The sequence below is a fragment of the Streptomyces sp. NPDC058289 genome (genome assembly GCF_042880975.1).
Classification (GTDB): domain Bacteria; phylum Actinomycetota; class Actinomycetes; order Streptomycetales; family Streptomycetaceae; genus Streptomyces; species Streptomyces stoeckheimensis.
Map to the genome: position 1 here is coordinate 25,313 of NZ_JBHVYI010000080.1, position 14,577 is coordinate 39,889.

The window sequence follows — 14,577 nt, forward strand, 5'->3', positions numbered from 1 at the left end:
AACCGGCTCGATCTCCTGGCCTGTGCGCAGAGTCGGGAAGTCAGCAGCCGCCTGAGGCCACGGCGTCGCATCAGCCCTGCTGGAGGCACTGATCGCCTCGACCGAGGCGGCGGGCATCTGGACGATTCAGTCCGGCATCTTCCCCGAGAACACCGCGAGCCTGGCCCTGCACCAGCGGGCCGGGTTCCGGATCATCGGCACCCGCGAGCGAATCGGCCTGCACCACGGGGTGTGGCGCGACGTCATCCTGCTGGAGCATCGCAGCCCCATGGTCAACTGACCATTGCAGGCTGGCTAATCCTGGGGGCTCTGTCGGTGTGGACCGGCAGGATGAACAGATGGATACCGACTGGGCTCGCAAGGAGCTCGCGCATTTCCTCGAACTGACCGCGCTCTACAGGCCGGAAGACGCACCCGGTGTAGTGGACTTCTCTCCCCGCCTGTCCAATCGCGGCGCCAGCGATGACATCGTCGCGAGCGCCCAAGTGGTGGAACAGATCCTCGACCGAGCGCTCCCTCGTTGGCGAACCGAGGTGCCGGACGACCGCAACAAGAGGGTCAACCGTTGGTTTCAGCACCGCGAGGCCGCCCAGCGGGCCGACGTCGCCCTGCGGCGGGCCGAGGAGATCCGGGAAAGGCTCGGCGATAACGCACCGCTAGTCAGCGCCGCCATGATGCATCCGTGGGTCTGGGAAGGCGCACGGGCGCTATGGCAGAGCGGCCACTACCGGGAGGCAGTGACGGCGGCCGCTCGGAAGGTGAACGCGGAGGCGCAGAACAAGCTTGCACGGCGCGACTTGAGCGAGACGAAGCTCTTCCAGAGCGCGTTCTCGCAGAACCCTGCCAAGCCGGGCGAACCACGCCTGCGCCTGGGCCAGGACGACGGTGGCGACACCTTCCGCAGCATCAACCGCGGCGCGATGGCCTTCGCCGAGGGCTGCTTCGCGGGCATCCGGAATCCCAACAGCCACGAGGACGGCCTTGCCGAGCTAGCGGAGAACGAGGCCTTGGAACAGCTCGCCGCCTTCAGCGTGCTCGCTCGGTGGGTGGATAGCGCCACGGTCGAGACAGCGTGAGCCAATCCGCGGGCTCCGGCTCGCCGCCCAGCGCTAATACGCGCACTCCTTCCGCCTGGCCGCGGGAGCCGGCGACCCCGAACTGTCGGTGACCGCCCTCCGAGGCCTCGCCGTGCAATGTGTCGACCTCGGTTACCGGGCCGAGGCCGTCCAGCTCGGCGAAGCCTGCGTGGAGTACGGCCGCAACCTCTACAACCCGCGTGCCATCGCCTACTACGAGGCCACCCTCGCCAACGCCGCCGCCCAGGACGACGACCGCCGTCTGGCCACCAAACACCTCGCCATGTCCGAGACCGCCATCGGCAAGCCAGCCGCCGCGGGCGGAGACTCTGGGCCGCCCACTACTCCCCCGGACGCTGGGCACACGGGTCCGGCATGATTCTCTCCCGCCTCGGAGACCTCGACGCCGCCGAGGAACAACTCCACCTTGCCCTGGACATCCACGGCCTCGACCACCGCCGCACCCGCGCCATCGTCCTCGCCGACCTGGGCGGCGTCCGCCTACGCCAAGGCGACATCGACGGCGCCCTGGCCACCCGGCGCGACTTCCTCGACTGCGCCGACGGCATCCGCTCCGTCAAAGTCCAGGCCGCCCTCCAAGACATGCGGGTCCGCCTGCGCCGGTACAGCGGCGTTCCGGAAGCGCAAGAACTCCGCGAACGAGCGGCTCGCGTCGCAAGCTGACCGCACAGCCGGGTCCGCCAAGATCTTTTCCAAAGTAACCAGCCGTCCCGCTCACTTCCCTGCACCATCGGTCCATCAGTACCGAGGGAGGGGGCAACTTGAGGCTGGCCGAAGCGCTACCACGGCAGCTGACTCCGCATGCCTTACGAGCGTGGTCGAGATTCCGGGCCCACCGCATCCAGATTAACCAGCGAGAGATCGGCACCCGTTTACGCACACTCGACCGGTCACTGCGGACACTTGGGCTGGCAGGCAGGGAACTTCCACACACCCGTAGAGCGATACGGGACAGCCGCCTGACCCTTGAGACTGTTCCCTACGGCTCGGTCTTTGGCGCTGCGTTCGCCGTATGGCTCGGCATGAAGATGATCAAAGTGTTCGCCTATGCCCTCCGCGATTTGGCAGTGCACTACAAGATCGCGACTGTCGAAAGGGGAGCAGAGCACTTCCTGTGGGTGATACAGCAGGCCGCCACGCAAACTCCCATGCGGGGGTGGGACCAGCTGGCCCTCATGATCGTGGCGGCAGTTGTGTGGATCACGCCGTTCTGGTGGATGTTCGAGCGGCGCCTGGCGCGGGGCGCTCACTACCGCCACCGAGTAACGATCCGCATCGAAGCAGCCCTCAGTCATTGCGCAGATACCTATCGCGAGCAGCCCGGGGAACGCGGACCACGCCTTCGCGATCTGGATCGCGTTCTGGAGGCAGCTGAGGACGCCATCCTGCGGGCACATCGCTATGCAGGGACGATCCGCCGACGATCAGCTCGGCGGGGAGTCGTCCGCCATCACGCCGCTCTGGTCGTTGGAGCACTTCGAGCAGAAACGCTCCGGATCGACGTCGAGCCGGATACTGCGCTGCCACGGCTGGGAGCGATGCTGGCGACAATCAGTGAACGGAGTGCGGAGGGCCGCATCGGAGCACTGCTATCGCCGGATGTCCTGACGGACGTCACTCCCGTATCCGCTGCTCGCACCAAGGTCCGAGAGTCACTTCATGTCGCATTCGTCATTCTCATCGCGATGGTGGCTGCCGTAGCGGCATCGTTGGTGCTGCCGTCCACAGGCGTGAGGAGCGAGCTACAGCCATGGCTCACTCTGGGTTGCGCCGTGCTGGCAGCAATCGTTGTGGGGGGCTGGCACAGGGTCGGGCGAATCCTGGAGCTGGCACCCGGGAAGTGACGACGGCAGGCCTCACAGTTGCGCCTGGGCCCTACCCATAGCTCCCGGACGGCCAGCTACTCCTCGTACTGGACGCCATGGGGAGCCGCGATGGGGTTGAGGTCGGCTGGGGTGAATGATCCGTCGGGGTGGTGGCGGGTCCTGCTTCGGCCAAGTCCTCTAGGTAGCACTCCCAGCCGCCGGGCGAGGAGACCTGGAGCACGCGGGGCGGTGGCGCAGCTGAGCGCGTGCGGCACGCCCTTGGGCAGGAGGATGAACGAGCCGGCGGGGATGGCGAGGTCTTCGCCGTCGAAGTGCACGCCGAGCTCGCCCTCCAGGACACAAATCATCTCGTCCGCGAGGTGGTGGGTGTGCCGGGGAATATCACGGACCCGGGTGACCTCCAGCAGGACAGGCGGCCCTCGGTGCCCTCGGTGCGCGCCTTGGCCTGGCAGGGCGGGGGCAGGGGGTACGCGTTTCCCGGCGCAGCGGCAGATGAGCCGGGCACGCCTTGCGTGCGATCACCGCGCGATGTACCGCGTAGGCAGCGACTCCGGCGGCCAGGACTGTGGCGTCGGAGATGGCCGAGGGGCCAGCAGAGCGAAGTCCTCGCATGGTCAGTGTCATACGGAGCCCTCGGGGAGACTCAGCTCCGCAGCCTGAAGCTCTACGGTCCCTTCCAGCCGGAGCCCGCACAATGCGCAGCCGAGGAAGCCACCGTGCATGTCAGGCTCCTCGTCCTGTGCCGCCAGAACGATGAGCGCATTGTTTCCACAAGCTGGGCACGGAAACCAACCCATAGGGGGCCCAGGCTCGCCGGTCTCTTTGTGTATCCCGGCAGGGAACCATTTGCTCGGACGGCTCCTGAGCGGGGCCCGCACACCTTCCAGGAGGTCAGCCGGAAGGTCGCCAAAGCGGTCAGCGAAGCGATTGCGAGCTTGCCTGATTCGGACCTGGACCTCGCGTTCGGTCTGATCACGCTGGTGATCAAGGGCAATACGGACCGCGCTGTCCCATCTCCCCCAGAAAGATGCAAGGGGGGTGGTCAGCTCTACATGTAGGGCCTGCACGGACTTCGCCACGGTCGCTAGCAGGGCTCTCCCTTGCTCGCCTCCCGTCGAGTGGGCCACGCCGTTTCGCAAGTCGATCAGAAGGTCCAACTGCCCATCAGCAGGCAGGATCTGCAGAATTCGCAGTCGACTGACCGTCTCGGCCGCCCCGATGGTGCGCACCTTCCCCGCTGTTCGGTGACCGCCGAGGTGGAACAGCATCTCTGCACTGCCCCGCATCTCCGCGACATATATGGGATTTTTCCCCACCAAAACAGCCTTACCCAGCCGCTCGATGGCGACCCCCGCGTGGAGAACGAACTCGTCGTACTCGCCACGCGCGTGATCATCCATGGCTTTGTGCGCAGCCTTCCTCGCACCTTCAAGGAAGCTCTCGAATGAGAGGGAATCATCCATGCGGAGACGTTAACCGCGCCTTCGGTGCCGCATCGACTGGTTTGATGGCGCAGCCACCACTGGGCTCCGTACAACCGCCAGCGCGGTCGGGACGAAGGAGACAAGGATCCCCAAAACCGGCCACCTTGTTCACGCAAAGCGCGCTTGGCACCAACGTACAGATGCGCACATCGTCGCGGGGCTTTCCAAGCCGGACCACTCCACGCGACCTAACCGACGGGCGCGTGCCCCATCAGCGCCCTTGGCGGCGGCGAAGAGGGGTCAACACCGGCGCGGGAAAGTCCTCACGAGGAGCGACTCAGTGACCGATCCTTGCAGGTCAGAGGCCACATAGGCACTGTGGGCGCCATAGATTCCCAAGGTGGTGGCCCCAACGGGTCCCGTCCAGGCTTCTGGTTGCCGTGCCCTATGTCATGGCGAACCAATGGTTCACAATGCGTGGCGTGCCCAGCAGAAGACCCCGCCCCCGGATACGCCCGAAGGCGCCGCGCTGCGGCCGCCCCACGCAGAAGGGAACGCCCTGCCAACTTCCTCAAGTGCGTGGTCAAGCCTGCCGGCACCACGCGACGGAGGCCGATCGCGTCGCTCAGGCAGACGCTGAACGGGCTCGGCGCGTCGAGGCGGAGCGGAAGGAACGGCGGAATGCCCGTGCGGCGATTGCCGGGCTCGGAGTTGTAGCGCTCGCGATCCTGGGCAGCGTGACTTCGTGTAGCTGGTCAGCATGGCAGGAGAGCCAGCGGGAAGCAGCGTGCGAGCCTCATCGCGAGAAGGCCATGGCACTCGATCAGGAAGCAGGTGCTGTCCGGGTTCCAATGGTCCTGCGCTGGGACCAGCATCTTCTTGACCTTCAGCTAAGCCGCTCACTCCCCCGAGACCTTGGAGACTTGGGCGCGACCCCCGCCACGGAGTACCAGATAGCCGCCGCCTACAAGCAGAAGCGTGAGCTGGCCGGCCAAGCTGCGCGAGTTGTCCTGGATCATCCAAGTTGCCTCCCGGGCTTCGTGGATGCAGCAGAACGGATAGAGAATTCCCCCGCAGAAGTCACCCGAGTGGAGATGCCATCAGCCGCTCGGTGCGGGGATGGGTGGCCTTCTACCTCGATAGGTAGCCAAGGAGCATGCTCTCACCATGGCGGCGTTGTCCCTGCCCAGCCTTGGGTAACCCTGCGCTTCAACTGAGTCGGAGAGGGTCCTCATCCCTGCTCGCCGGCAATCTGGAGAGCGATTGGCCCCTCCGTCCACCGCTTGCAGAAGCAATCCCCAGGTGACGCCCACTGTCGACGGCCGCAATTCGGGGAGTGCGCGTCGTCCAGGGCCACATCCAACCCGGGCCTTGGCAGGGCCGTGCCCCAACCGTGCCCTTTAGAGCGGTCACCAGCGGTCAGGAGCAGTTCGGGAAAGGACACTAGGACACACACTGCGGGTGCTGTTTACGCAGGTCAGAGACCATTCGGGCAGACTCCGCGCAGTAGATTCCCAAGCTTATAGCGCGGGTTCGATTCCCGTCATCCGCTCTTGAGAGAAGGCCCAGGTCAGCGACCTGGGCCTTCTTCGTTGTCTGAGCCATTCCCGGCCCGCGTGCCATTCGCGTGCCATAACTGCCCTGATGGCGCTCCAGATTGCTCGCCGAGTCGCTGCCGGCTTCGCGGGGGAGGGCGTCCGCGCGTTGCGCGGGGGCCGGAGGCCGGCTCAGGGAGCGGCCGGTGTACGAGCGCACCTAGCTCGCGAGCGCCTTGAACAGGCCGCGGATCTCGTCCTCGTCCGCGATCACCGGCAGGGTGTCGAAGTAGAGCTCCCACTCGCCCTTCGGGCCCATGCGCTCGACGATCCCGAAGGGGATGTCGGTGCCGTTGGGGTCGGTGCCGTGGGGGTCGGTCATCGTGCCATGCCACTCGATGTAGGTGGTGGTGCGGCCGAAGGCGACCTGGCCCGCCTTGAACTCGACGTCGGCGTTCTCGAACAGCCGCTGCAGGTAGGCGGTCTTGCCCTCCTGGGTGGTCAGCGACCGGTCCAGGCCGGGCCCGGCCAGCTTGGCGTTGCCGGTACGGGCGGCCAGCGCGGCAGCGTCCCCGCTGTTCCAGGCGGCGAGGCGGGCGGGGATTTCCTGGGCGTGGAACCGGTCGGGAGCCGCTCCGCGCGGTCCGGGGCCGGCCGGGTCGGCGATGCCGGCGAAGAGGGGGCGGGGCCGCTGAGACTCGGGCAAGACCTGGAACAGCTCGTAGCGGTCGTAGTAGCGGCGGGCCTGGATGGTCTTGCCGTCATCGCCGAGGACGTTGCGGGCGATCTGCGGGTAGCTGACCTTGCGGCCCTTGAGGGTGACCGTGTTCTGCTGGCCGAACATCATCACGGCGCCGTCGGCGACCACGTTCGTGCCGCGGTAGCGGAGGTCCGGCGCAAGGCGGAGTGAGTTGCTGATCGAGGCGCCGATCGCTTCGTGGCCGCGCTGGGGCTTGCCGCCGGCCTCCCAGAGGCTGGCCTCCTCGTCGAAGATGTCCAGGTAGGTCTGGAGGCCGGGGGCCTCGCCGAAGACGATCTGCCGCTTCATGAAGGCGCAGGCATTCGGGGTGATCCGCCCTTCGAGCCGGTCTACCTTCTCGCGGACCTCGGCGCACTCGCCGCCCTCGGCGGTGGCGGTGGCCGGCGCGGCACCGATGGTGAGGCCTGCGAGGAGAGTGGCCGCCGCGAACACTCCGGTGCGCGTGTACCGCCGCATGTTCATGTCGTTCCCCGTTCGTGATCGCTTGATCGCTTCGATGGATCAAGCCTCTTCGAGGGCGCCAGAGAAGACGATTACCTCAGGGGTAATGACGGGCAGTTGACGGTGCGGATGACGACCGACCACGGATTACAGGCACTGGCACGGACCAGGTTCCGGTAGGTGCGACCAGGCCGAGCCGCCCCGCCGACCCGCCGACCCGCCGCCACCGGATACCGACATACGACAGCGGAGGCGGCGGCCTTCTGGCTGCGCGGACTCGGTGACCAAGAAGGCTGGGACCCCATGGCCCGGTCGACGAGCCCATGCGGCTGACCGGTTGCGGAAGCATCCGGGGGCGACAGCCGCCGACCCGCGGCGCCGACTCGTAGGCATCCCGGGCGACTCAGCCCGCTCGTGGCCACCATCATTGGGGCGTGCCCCAACCGTGCCTTCGATTCCCGTCATCCGCTCCATGACAAAGCCGCACCCCCACCTCCCGGCGCCGCCGCATCGGGGACCGGCGTCACCCGTGTGCCTCGCTTCGTAGTCGACGTGATGCAGACCGTCACGCTGCGTGTCAGCGTGATCCGAGAGGAATCCGTACCCCACACATCAAGAGGAGTCGCCGTCATGGACGGTAAGCAGGACAAGCGCCAGGAGCCGGGCAAGGGCCGCGAGGCGCAGGAGCACCGTCGCCCCGGAGACCCCGCGCACGCCCAACCGGGCAAGCCGTCCCGCGACCAGGGCCAGAAGCAGGGTCAGAAGGAGACCTCGCACCGCCGCGAGGACGACCTGCTGCGCGAAGAGGACCTGCACGACGAGAATCTCTGAGCAGAACAACGCTCGCCCACACACACAGGGCCCGGCCGGTCCGCAGTCATCCCGGCCGGGCCCTGTCACGTCCCGCCCGACGTCGGCCTTGAGGCCGCCGGAGACGTCTCAGCAGCCGGGGCGTTTGCAGGCCCGGTCGACCGGATCCCAGATCTTCTCGTAGCCGCCCGCCCGTACCACTGCCCCGAACGGCCTGGGGGGGCGACGCCCGCCTTGCCGTGCTCGCCGTAGGCCGCGGCCGGCCGCAAGATGCCCATCGGTTCAGCGATGCGGCGGTAGGGGACTCCGGCACGCTCTCCATTTTGACGACACAACGGATTCGCACGAGCGTGCGGCGCGGCGTGCGCGTTCCTGACGTCGAGTCACTCATGCAGACCCTTTTTCCGATTTGCGGTCTATTGCGGTGCAATATGCGTGAATACTCCTCCCGCATGACGGCACATCACATCGTCGGCAGGGAGTCGTTCTGCGGCCCCCGCTCAGGGAGGGCCCGCGCGGAGGGCCGGTCCGGGGGCGTGCAGCCCTGAGCAGTCATCGTCGCGGGCGATCGGATTCCTCCTGCGGGAGGCCGGCGAACCGAAACAACAAGAAAGGCCTGCTATGGCATTGGACGCGATGCGGTCAGCTCCACCAGTCAGAAGGCCCCGGGGCCGCCTGCTCAAACGGGGAGGCAGCTTCCTGCTGCCCACCGCGCTCTTCGCAGCGGCCAGCCTGGTCCCGAACTTCGCTTACGCCGCGGAAGCCCCTGTGGGACTGGGGACCGCCACCAATTACGCGGTTCTGGCCGGTTCGACGGTCACCAACACGAACACCCCCACCATCATCAACGGCGACCTGGGACTCCATCCGGGCACATCGGTGACCGGCTTTCCGCCCGGTATCGTCAACGGAGTGCAGCGCATTGCCCCCAATGCCGCCGCCCTTCAGGCGAAGACCGACCTCGTCACCGCCTACAACGACGCGGCAGGCCGGGGACCCGGAACCGTGCTCGCTTCCGCCGAAGTCGGCGGACTCACGCTGGCTCCCGGCGTCTACTCGTCCCCGACAGTGGGAATCACCGGGACCGTCACTCTCGACGGCCAGAACGACCCCGCCTCCGTCTTCATCTTCCGCATCGCGTCGACGCTGATCACGGCTCCGGCGAGTGTCGTGTCCTTCATCAACGGAGCAAATGCCTGCAACGTGTTCTGGCAGGTGGGTAGCTCGGCCACCATCGACACGACCTCCCAGTTCAAGGGCAACATCCTGGCCCTGGAATCCATCTCGGTGAACACCGGCGCCGTGATCGAAGGCCGCGCCCTGGCGCGCAATGGCGCGGTCACGCTGGACAACAACACCATTACGAGGGCGGCTTGCGCCGTTGGCCCACCTGGGCCTCCCGGACCGACGGGTTCGCCCGGGCCGACGGGTTCGCCCGGCCCGACGGGTTCGCCCGGCCCGACAGGTTCGCCCGGCCCGACAGGCTCTCCTGGCCCCACTGGCAGTCCCGGCCCGATCGGCAGTCCCGGTCCGACGGGCGCTCCCGGCCCTGACGGCTCACCCGGTACCCCCGGCAGCCCCGGCGCCCCCGGCCCGACAGGCAGCCCCGGCCCGATCGGCAGTCCCGGTCCGACGGGCGCTCCCGGCCCTGACGGCTCACCCGGTACCCCCGGCAGCCCCGGCCCCGTCGGCGCATCCGGACCCGCCGGACCCGCAGGACCTGCCGGACCTGCCGGACCCGCCGGACCCGCCGGACCCGCAGGACCTGCCGGACCTGCCGGACCCGCAGGACCTGCCGGACCTGCCGGACCCGCAGGACCCAAGGGGCCTCGCGGCGACAAGGGCGGGAAGGGTGACCACGACGAGCACGGCCACGGGCACCACGACCACGACGAGGGCGGGCCCGGCCACGGTCACGACGACGAGGACGAGGACGACGGCGAGCATGGCCACGACCACGGCGGCCCCGGTCACGGCGACCACGGCAAGGAAAACGGCAACGGCAAGCCCCCATGGACCAGCTCCCTGCCGGGCAACCTCCACGATGTTCTGGGCCCCCTGGCTCCCGGCCACACGGCCAAGAGCGTCAACTTCACCCCCGTGAGCGCCGCCAACCCCCAGCGGCCTGAGGGAGCGTCGCCGGTACTCGCCGCGAACCACGCAAGCAGCGGTCCCGGCATCATGGGCGCCTCCGCGGCCGCGCTCGCATTCATCGGAGGCTCGGTCCTCTTCACCATGAAGAGAGTCCGACGTACGGCGACTCGACAGGACTAGCCGGTCTCGAGCGCTCGGCATGACCACCGAGCCCAAGGGTGGGGCCGAAGCTCGATCAAGCGCATAGGACGTCCTGTCAGCCGTTCCGCGGCTGAGCCCCTGGACTCGTCGTCCAGGGGCTCAGTGGGCTCGGATGCGGCGGCGTCCGGAACGCCGTAACCCGCACCGCCCCGGGGGACCCGGATGCGGCGGCTCGGAACAGCCGCACAGGGAAGGGAGTTGGCGGTGAAGGATCAGCCGGGGGCGGGATTCACGGACCGGCCGGCTGTCAGGACGTCGAGGGACAGGGTGCCTGCGGGTGCTGAACTCCCTGCCTTGGCCGGCGGTCACAAGTCGACAGGGGCAAAGGGCAGGGGTCGGGCAAGAACTCCGTACGACCGTACGTCTTGACGACTTCGTCGATGAAACGCCGGGTACTGACCGGGCTCAGCGCCTGGGCCTGCAGGTGCGCGTACATATCGCTGTAGAGAAGAACGTCGGATCGTTTCTCCAGATAGAGGTCGCTGGTGAACCTTTCCAGATAGACCACGCTCACATCGGTGGCCTCGGCAAATTCGAGCAGCGAGAACTGTCCCGAGATACCCGGGTGCGCACCCACATCGTGAGGGAGCACCTGCAGGGTGATGTGCGGCTGGGCGCCGAGGTGGATCAGATGGTCCAGCTGTTCGCGCATGACCTCGCGGCTGCCCACGACGCGCCGCAGTGCCGATTCGTCCAGTACGGCCCATAAGCGCAGCGGGTTGCGCGCGACGCCCAGCCGGCTCTGGCGCCGCAGCCGCACCTGGAGACGCGTGGCGGCCTGTTCGGCAGTGGCGTGAGGGATCGTTCCTGCGATGACCGCCTGGGCGTAGGCGGGAGTCTGCAGCAGGCCGGGGATGACCATGGGCTCGTAGGAACGGACCGCGGCCGCCTCGGCCTCCAGGCCGATGTAGGCGCCGTACGGGATGTCGCCGTAGGAGTTCCACCAGCCCTGCTGACCCGATTCCGTCGCCAGCTGCATCAAGTGGTCGACGCGCCGCTGGTCCTGGACTCCGTACAGCCCGCAGAGATCGCGCACGTCGCGCGGCTTGATGAGGCGGCGGCCGTTCTCCAGCAGGCTGATCTTTGGTTGGGAGATCAGCAGGCGCTCCGCCACCTGTTGCGTCGTCATACCGCTGGTCTCCCGGAGCCGGCGCAGCTCCGACCCCAGTCGGCGCCTGCTCACGGTGGGATTCACAGTGACGCCCACAAGACGCGTACCTCCACTCCAAATAGACCTTGCACTAGCGAACAGACTGCCACGGTCGGGGCCGCCGGATCCGCCTTGACTCCGTGTCGTGCACGGTGATTGCCCCAGCCGGAGACGACCTGAACTCGCATTCAACCTCAGCTGGTTGACCATATTTTCCGGTTCAAATTAAGAGGAATCGGAACGCCGTCTCACGGTGACCTGAAGAATCGGAATCACCCCGAAGGGGCCGCCATCGGATGCAGGTTTCTGCGTAATATGCCAGCGCTTCGACTGCTCCGACCTGACGCTCTCCGCCGGTAAGAAGCCGTATGGATCACCCGTGACGGCTTCGGTCGCGCACAGGACAGGTGAGCCCGCCCGCCGAGACACCCCGTGGGACGGCCGGGGCCGCGGCCCCGGAACTCCCTTCAGAAGGCGCTCAGCGCGTCGCGGGTGTTGGTGCGGTACAGGCCGACCTTCGGGTTGGCGACGCTGCCCGGCTTGGCCAGCCGGAGGCTGACGCCGTCCGCGTTCGGCATGTGCTCCTTGTCGGCGAGGACGTTGACCTCGTCGGCCACGGGGCCGTTGCCACCCGACGGGTTGAGGTTGACGGCCGCGTACGCGGTGGCGCCGGGGTGCACCGGGTACGCCGGGGCGCCGCCCAGTCCACCGGGGGCAGCGGCCTGGAGACCGAGCGCGGCACCCTTGGCGCTGAAGCCGATGGTGGGGAAGTAGTCCAGACCGCAGGAGGTGGAACCGTTGTTGGTCACGGTGATGATGCGGACGGTCGCGGGAGTGCCCGCCGGGGAAGTGACCTTGACGGTCAGGTTCCGCGCCGAGCAGGGGTGGGTGTAGGCGTAGGAGTCACCGGTGGTGCCCCCCGTGCCCTTGCCGCCCGAACCGGCCTTCGCCGGCGTGGCGGTGGCCGCGCCGTTTCCCGTGACCTTGCCGGCGGACGGGGCGGCGGAGGCGCCCTCCCCGGACGGCGTCACGGTCCCGGTCGAGACCTGCTTGTCCGCGCTCTTGGTCGCGGCGGGGTTCGCGGCCGGCCCGCCGGCGCTGTCCGAGCCGCCGCAGGCGGTCAGGGCCAGAGCGAGGCCGGCGGTGGCGGTGGCCAGGGCGGTGGTGCGGAGTCGGTAGGTACGCATGGGGAACTCTCCGTGTCGGTGCGGTCGTCAGACGGAGGCTTCCGCTTCCTGCCTGACGAGACGTTGGGTGGGACTGCTGTTCCGGTCGACTGCTGCCGCAGGCGGCCGAGGGCGGTCGGTGGGGCGGGTGGGTGCCCTCCCGTTGACGACTGCCGTATCCGCCCGCCGATCCGATCTGCGGACCGACGGGCTGATGACGCAACTGTGGGGCGGGTTTTGTCCCAGTGGCGTCCGGACCGGGATAGTAGGAACCCTGTAACGCTCCCGACCCCTCTCACCTGGGCGATCGGGTGAGCCTGGAACGGGCTTCCGGGATGAGGGGGAGGGTGGAATGGCCACGGAGACGGAGCGGTTCGCGGAGCTGATGCGCGGGTTCAAGGAGCGCTCGGGGCGCAGCTACGGCACGCTCGCGAAGCGTCTGCACTCCAGCAACTCGACGCTGCACCGCTATTGCAGCGGCGCGGCGGTGCCCACGGAGTACGCGCCGGTGGAGCGGTTCGCCCGAGTCTGCGGCGCCTCGGCCGACGAACTGGTCGCGCTGCACCGGCAGTGGCTGCTGGCGCTGGTGGAGCGGCGGCGGGGGGTGACGGAGGGGCAGGCCTCGGGGTCGGGGGCGGCGAACTCCGTGGCGCCGCGGGGCGGTGACGCCGCGGCGGAGGTGCCGCCTGCATCGGCGGTGGTGGTGGCTGGGGAGGCTTCGCAGGTCCGGCCGCAGGCGGAGACCGACCCCGCATCGGCCCCGGCGCCCGCGGCCGGGTCCGCCCCGGCGCCCGTGGCGGAGGCCCCCGCCCCGGCGCCTTCCCCCGCTCCCGCGCCGTCACCGGCCGAGGACCCCGCCCCTGCACCGGCGACGGAGGCACCCGCACACGCCCCCGCCGCCCTTATCCAGCCGGGCCGCGCCCGGGACTCCGTACCGGGGGCCCGGCGTCGTCGGCTGCTGCTCGCCGTTGCGGCCGCCGTGGCCACCGCCGCGGTGGCGGGGACCGCCGCCGCCGTTTCCGCCATGGGAGATACCGGTCGCGGGGACACGCGCCGCGGCGCCTCCCAGCCGTCCTCGCGCGAGCGGGCGGCGGCGGGCCCGGCCTTGCCGTCCGGCGGGGCGTCGTCACCCACGCCCACAGCCGATTCCGCACCCCCGTCCAGCCCCGGACCGTCGTCCCCCTCGGCAACGTCCGCGTCCTCCTCGGCAACGTCCACCTCGCCGGCCACTGCCAAGGAGGGGGCCTCCCCCACCGCCCCGTTCACGGTCAACGTCCTGCCCGACAACTGGGACACGCCCTGCGACCAGTGGTTCGCCCTGGACAAGGCACCCGGCACGGTCCCCCCGCCCCCCGCCGGGCAGGCGACCGAGGGGTGGGCCCGGGCCCTGGACGCCGTCCCGGCGGGGCACCTGCGCATGCAGCTGACCGTCCAGGGCACCGAGGGCAAGGCCGCGGTCCTGCACGCGCTGTACGTCCATGTCGTGAGCGGCCGCAAGGCTCCCGGCTGGAACGCGTACACCATGGGCGCCGGTTGCGGCGGCGCGCTGGTGCCGGCGTCCTTCGCCGTGGACCTGGACGACTCCTCCCCGAGGGCCAGGCCCGTACCCGGCAAGGAGGGCGAGCGGCCGACGGCCTCGACCGACTTCCCGTACAAGGTCTCCGCCACCGACCCCCAGGTGCTGAACATCGACGCCGCCACACTCGGTCAGGACGTCAGCTGGTACCTGGAGCTGGCCTGGAGCAGTGGCGACCGCAAGGGCACCACCCGCATCGACGACCACGGCCGCCCGTTCCGCACGGTCGCCCGGAACGCCGGCCACAGCTACTGGTACAACGAGAACAAAGACGCCTGGCTGCCGGACACGGAATGAAAGACCCATGGCACCCGGTCCGAAAAGCGGCCGCGCGCTCCGGACCCTCCGCCCCGGGCAGTCGACCTCTCGCCACCAACTCGTCCGTGCCGAACGCAGCCGTCACCGCCTCGTGTTACATTACCTCCGCGGTCGCGCGCGCCCAGAGGCTCAGACACAGCACAACGCACCAAAACCAAGCCCAAAACAAAACAAACAAA

The 14,577-nt window shown here is 68.7% G+C and carries 12 protein-coding genes and 1 pseudogene; 8 read left to right on the plus strand and 5 right to left on the minus strand.

The window, feature by feature from the left end:
• Positions 1-55 precede the first annotated feature (55 nt).
• The 5 genes and pseudogenes from ACFVX6_RS31230 to ACFVX6_RS31250 all read left to right on the plus strand — a co-directional run.
• Positions 56-280, plus strand: a pseudogene (locus ACFVX6_RS31230) (GNAT family N-acetyltransferase); the annotation flags it as partial.
• 58 nt (positions 281-338) lie between these two features.
• Positions 339-1,076, plus strand: a complete 738-nt coding sequence (locus ACFVX6_RS31235) for a TIGR02391 family protein (protein ID WP_389697148.1) — start codon at positions 339-341, stop codon at positions 1,074-1,076.
• A gap of 88 nt (positions 1,077-1,164) precedes the next feature.
• Positions 1,165-1,455: a hypothetical protein gene (locus tag ACFVX6_RS31240; protein WP_389697150.1), complete on the plus strand. Its 291-nt coding sequence runs from the start codon at positions 1,165-1,167 to the stop codon at positions 1,453-1,455.
• A complete protein-coding gene (locus tag ACFVX6_RS31245; protein ID WP_389697152.1) occupies positions 1,452-1,760 on the plus strand; it encodes a hypothetical protein in 309 nt (102 codons plus the stop codon). Before ACFVX6_RS31240 ends, ACFVX6_RS31245 begins: the two co-directional genes overlap by 4 nt.
• 359 nt (positions 1,761-2,119) lie before the next feature.
• Positions 2,120-2,941 (plus strand): hypothetical protein, encoded by an 822-nt coding sequence (locus tag ACFVX6_RS31250; protein WP_389697154.1) that lies wholly within the window; start codon positions 2,120-2,122, stop codon positions 2,939-2,941.
• Between the two features lie 56 nt (positions 2,942-2,997).
• Here the strand turns inward: ACFVX6_RS31250 and ACFVX6_RS31255 are convergent, their stop codons facing one another.
• The 3 genes from ACFVX6_RS31255 to ACFVX6_RS31265 form a co-directional block, all read right to left on the minus strand.
• Positions 2,998-3,270: a cupin domain-containing protein gene (locus tag ACFVX6_RS31255; protein WP_389697156.1), complete on the minus strand. Its 273-nt coding sequence runs from the start codon at positions 3,268-3,270 to the stop codon at positions 2,998-3,000.
• Between the two features lie 273 nt (positions 3,271-3,543).
• Positions 3,544-4,386, minus strand: a complete 843-nt coding sequence (locus ACFVX6_RS31260; protein ID WP_389697158.1) for a hypothetical protein — start codon at positions 4,384-4,386, stop codon at positions 3,544-3,546.
• Between the two features lie 1,716 nt (positions 4,387-6,102).
• The gene (locus ACFVX6_RS31265; protein WP_389697160.1) at positions 6,103-7,104 is read right to left on the minus strand and encodes a hypothetical protein; all 1,002 of its coding nucleotides are present in this window, start codon (positions 7,102-7,104) and stop codon (positions 6,103-6,105) included.
• Between the two features lie 609 nt (positions 7,105-7,713).
• On the opposite strand from ACFVX6_RS31265, the gene ACFVX6_RS31270 reads away from it, so the two are divergent.
• The gene (locus ACFVX6_RS31270) at positions 7,714-7,914 is read left to right on the plus strand and encodes a hypothetical protein (protein WP_389697162.1); all 201 of its coding nucleotides are present in this window, start codon (positions 7,714-7,716) and stop codon (positions 7,912-7,914) included.
• A gap of 747 nt (positions 7,915-8,661) precedes the next feature.
• Positions 8,662-10,167 (plus strand): ice-binding family protein, encoded by a 1,506-nt coding sequence (locus ACFVX6_RS31275; RefSeq protein WP_389697164.1) that lies wholly within the window; start codon positions 8,662-8,664, stop codon positions 10,165-10,167.
• A gap of 268 nt (positions 10,168-10,435) precedes the next feature.
• Here the strand turns inward: ACFVX6_RS31275 and ACFVX6_RS31280 are convergent, their stop codons facing one another.
• Both ACFVX6_RS31280 and ACFVX6_RS31285 read right to left on the minus strand, forming a co-directional pair.
• A complete protein-coding gene (locus ACFVX6_RS31280) occupies positions 10,436-11,395 on the minus strand; it encodes a helix-turn-helix domain-containing protein (RefSeq protein WP_389697166.1) in 960 nt (319 codons plus the stop codon).
• 410 nt (positions 11,396-11,805) lie between these two features.
• Positions 11,806-12,525 (minus strand): DUF4232 domain-containing protein, encoded by a 720-nt coding sequence (locus ACFVX6_RS31285; RefSeq protein ID WP_389697168.1) that lies wholly within the window; start codon positions 12,523-12,525, stop codon positions 11,806-11,808.
• 331 nt (positions 12,526-12,856) lie between these two features.
• Between ACFVX6_RS31285 and ACFVX6_RS31290 the strand changes: the two genes are divergently transcribed.
• Positions 12,857-14,377 carry a helix-turn-helix domain-containing protein gene (locus tag ACFVX6_RS31290; RefSeq protein ID WP_389697170.1) on the plus strand — a complete coding sequence of 507 codons (1,521 nt, stop codon included), beginning with the start codon at positions 12,857-12,859 and terminating at the stop codon, positions 14,375-14,377.
• Positions 14,378-14,577 lie beyond the last annotated feature (200 nt).

Bases quoted from the DNA above. Each gene is read 5' to 3' on its own strand.
- ACFVX6_RS31235 (WP_389697148.1), top strand. From the start codon at position 339: ATGGATACCGACTGGGCTCGCAAGGAGCTCGCGCATTTCCTCGAACTG.
- ACFVX6_RS31245 (WP_389697152.1), top strand. From the start codon at position 1,452: ATGATTCTCTCCCGCCTCGGAGACCTCGACGCCGCCGAGGAACAACTC.
- ACFVX6_RS31250 (WP_389697154.1), top strand. From the start codon at position 2,120: ATGAAGATGATCAAAGTGTTCGCCTATGCCCTCCGCGATTTGGCAGTG.
- ACFVX6_RS31255 (WP_389697156.1), bottom strand. From the start codon at position 3,270: ATGATTTGTGTCCTGGAGGGCGAGCTCGGCGTGCACTTCGACGGCGAA.
- ACFVX6_RS31260 (WP_389697158.1), bottom strand. From the start codon at position 4,386: ATGGATGATTCCCTCTCATTCGAGAGCTTCCTTGAAGGTGCGAGGAAG.
- ACFVX6_RS31265 (WP_389697160.1), bottom strand. From the start codon at position 7,104: ATGAACATGCGGCGGTACACGCGCACCGGAGTGTTCGCGGCGGCCACT.
- ACFVX6_RS31270 (WP_389697162.1), top strand. From the start codon at position 7,714: ATGGACGGTAAGCAGGACAAGCGCCAGGAGCCGGGCAAGGGCCGCGAG.
- ACFVX6_RS31285 (WP_389697168.1), bottom strand. From the start codon at position 12,525: ATGCGTACCTACCGACTCCGCACCACCGCCCTGGCCACCGCCACCGCC.
- ACFVX6_RS31290 (WP_389697170.1), top strand. From the start codon at position 12,857: ATGGCCACGGAGACGGAGCGGTTCGCGGAGCTGATGCGCGGGTTCAAG.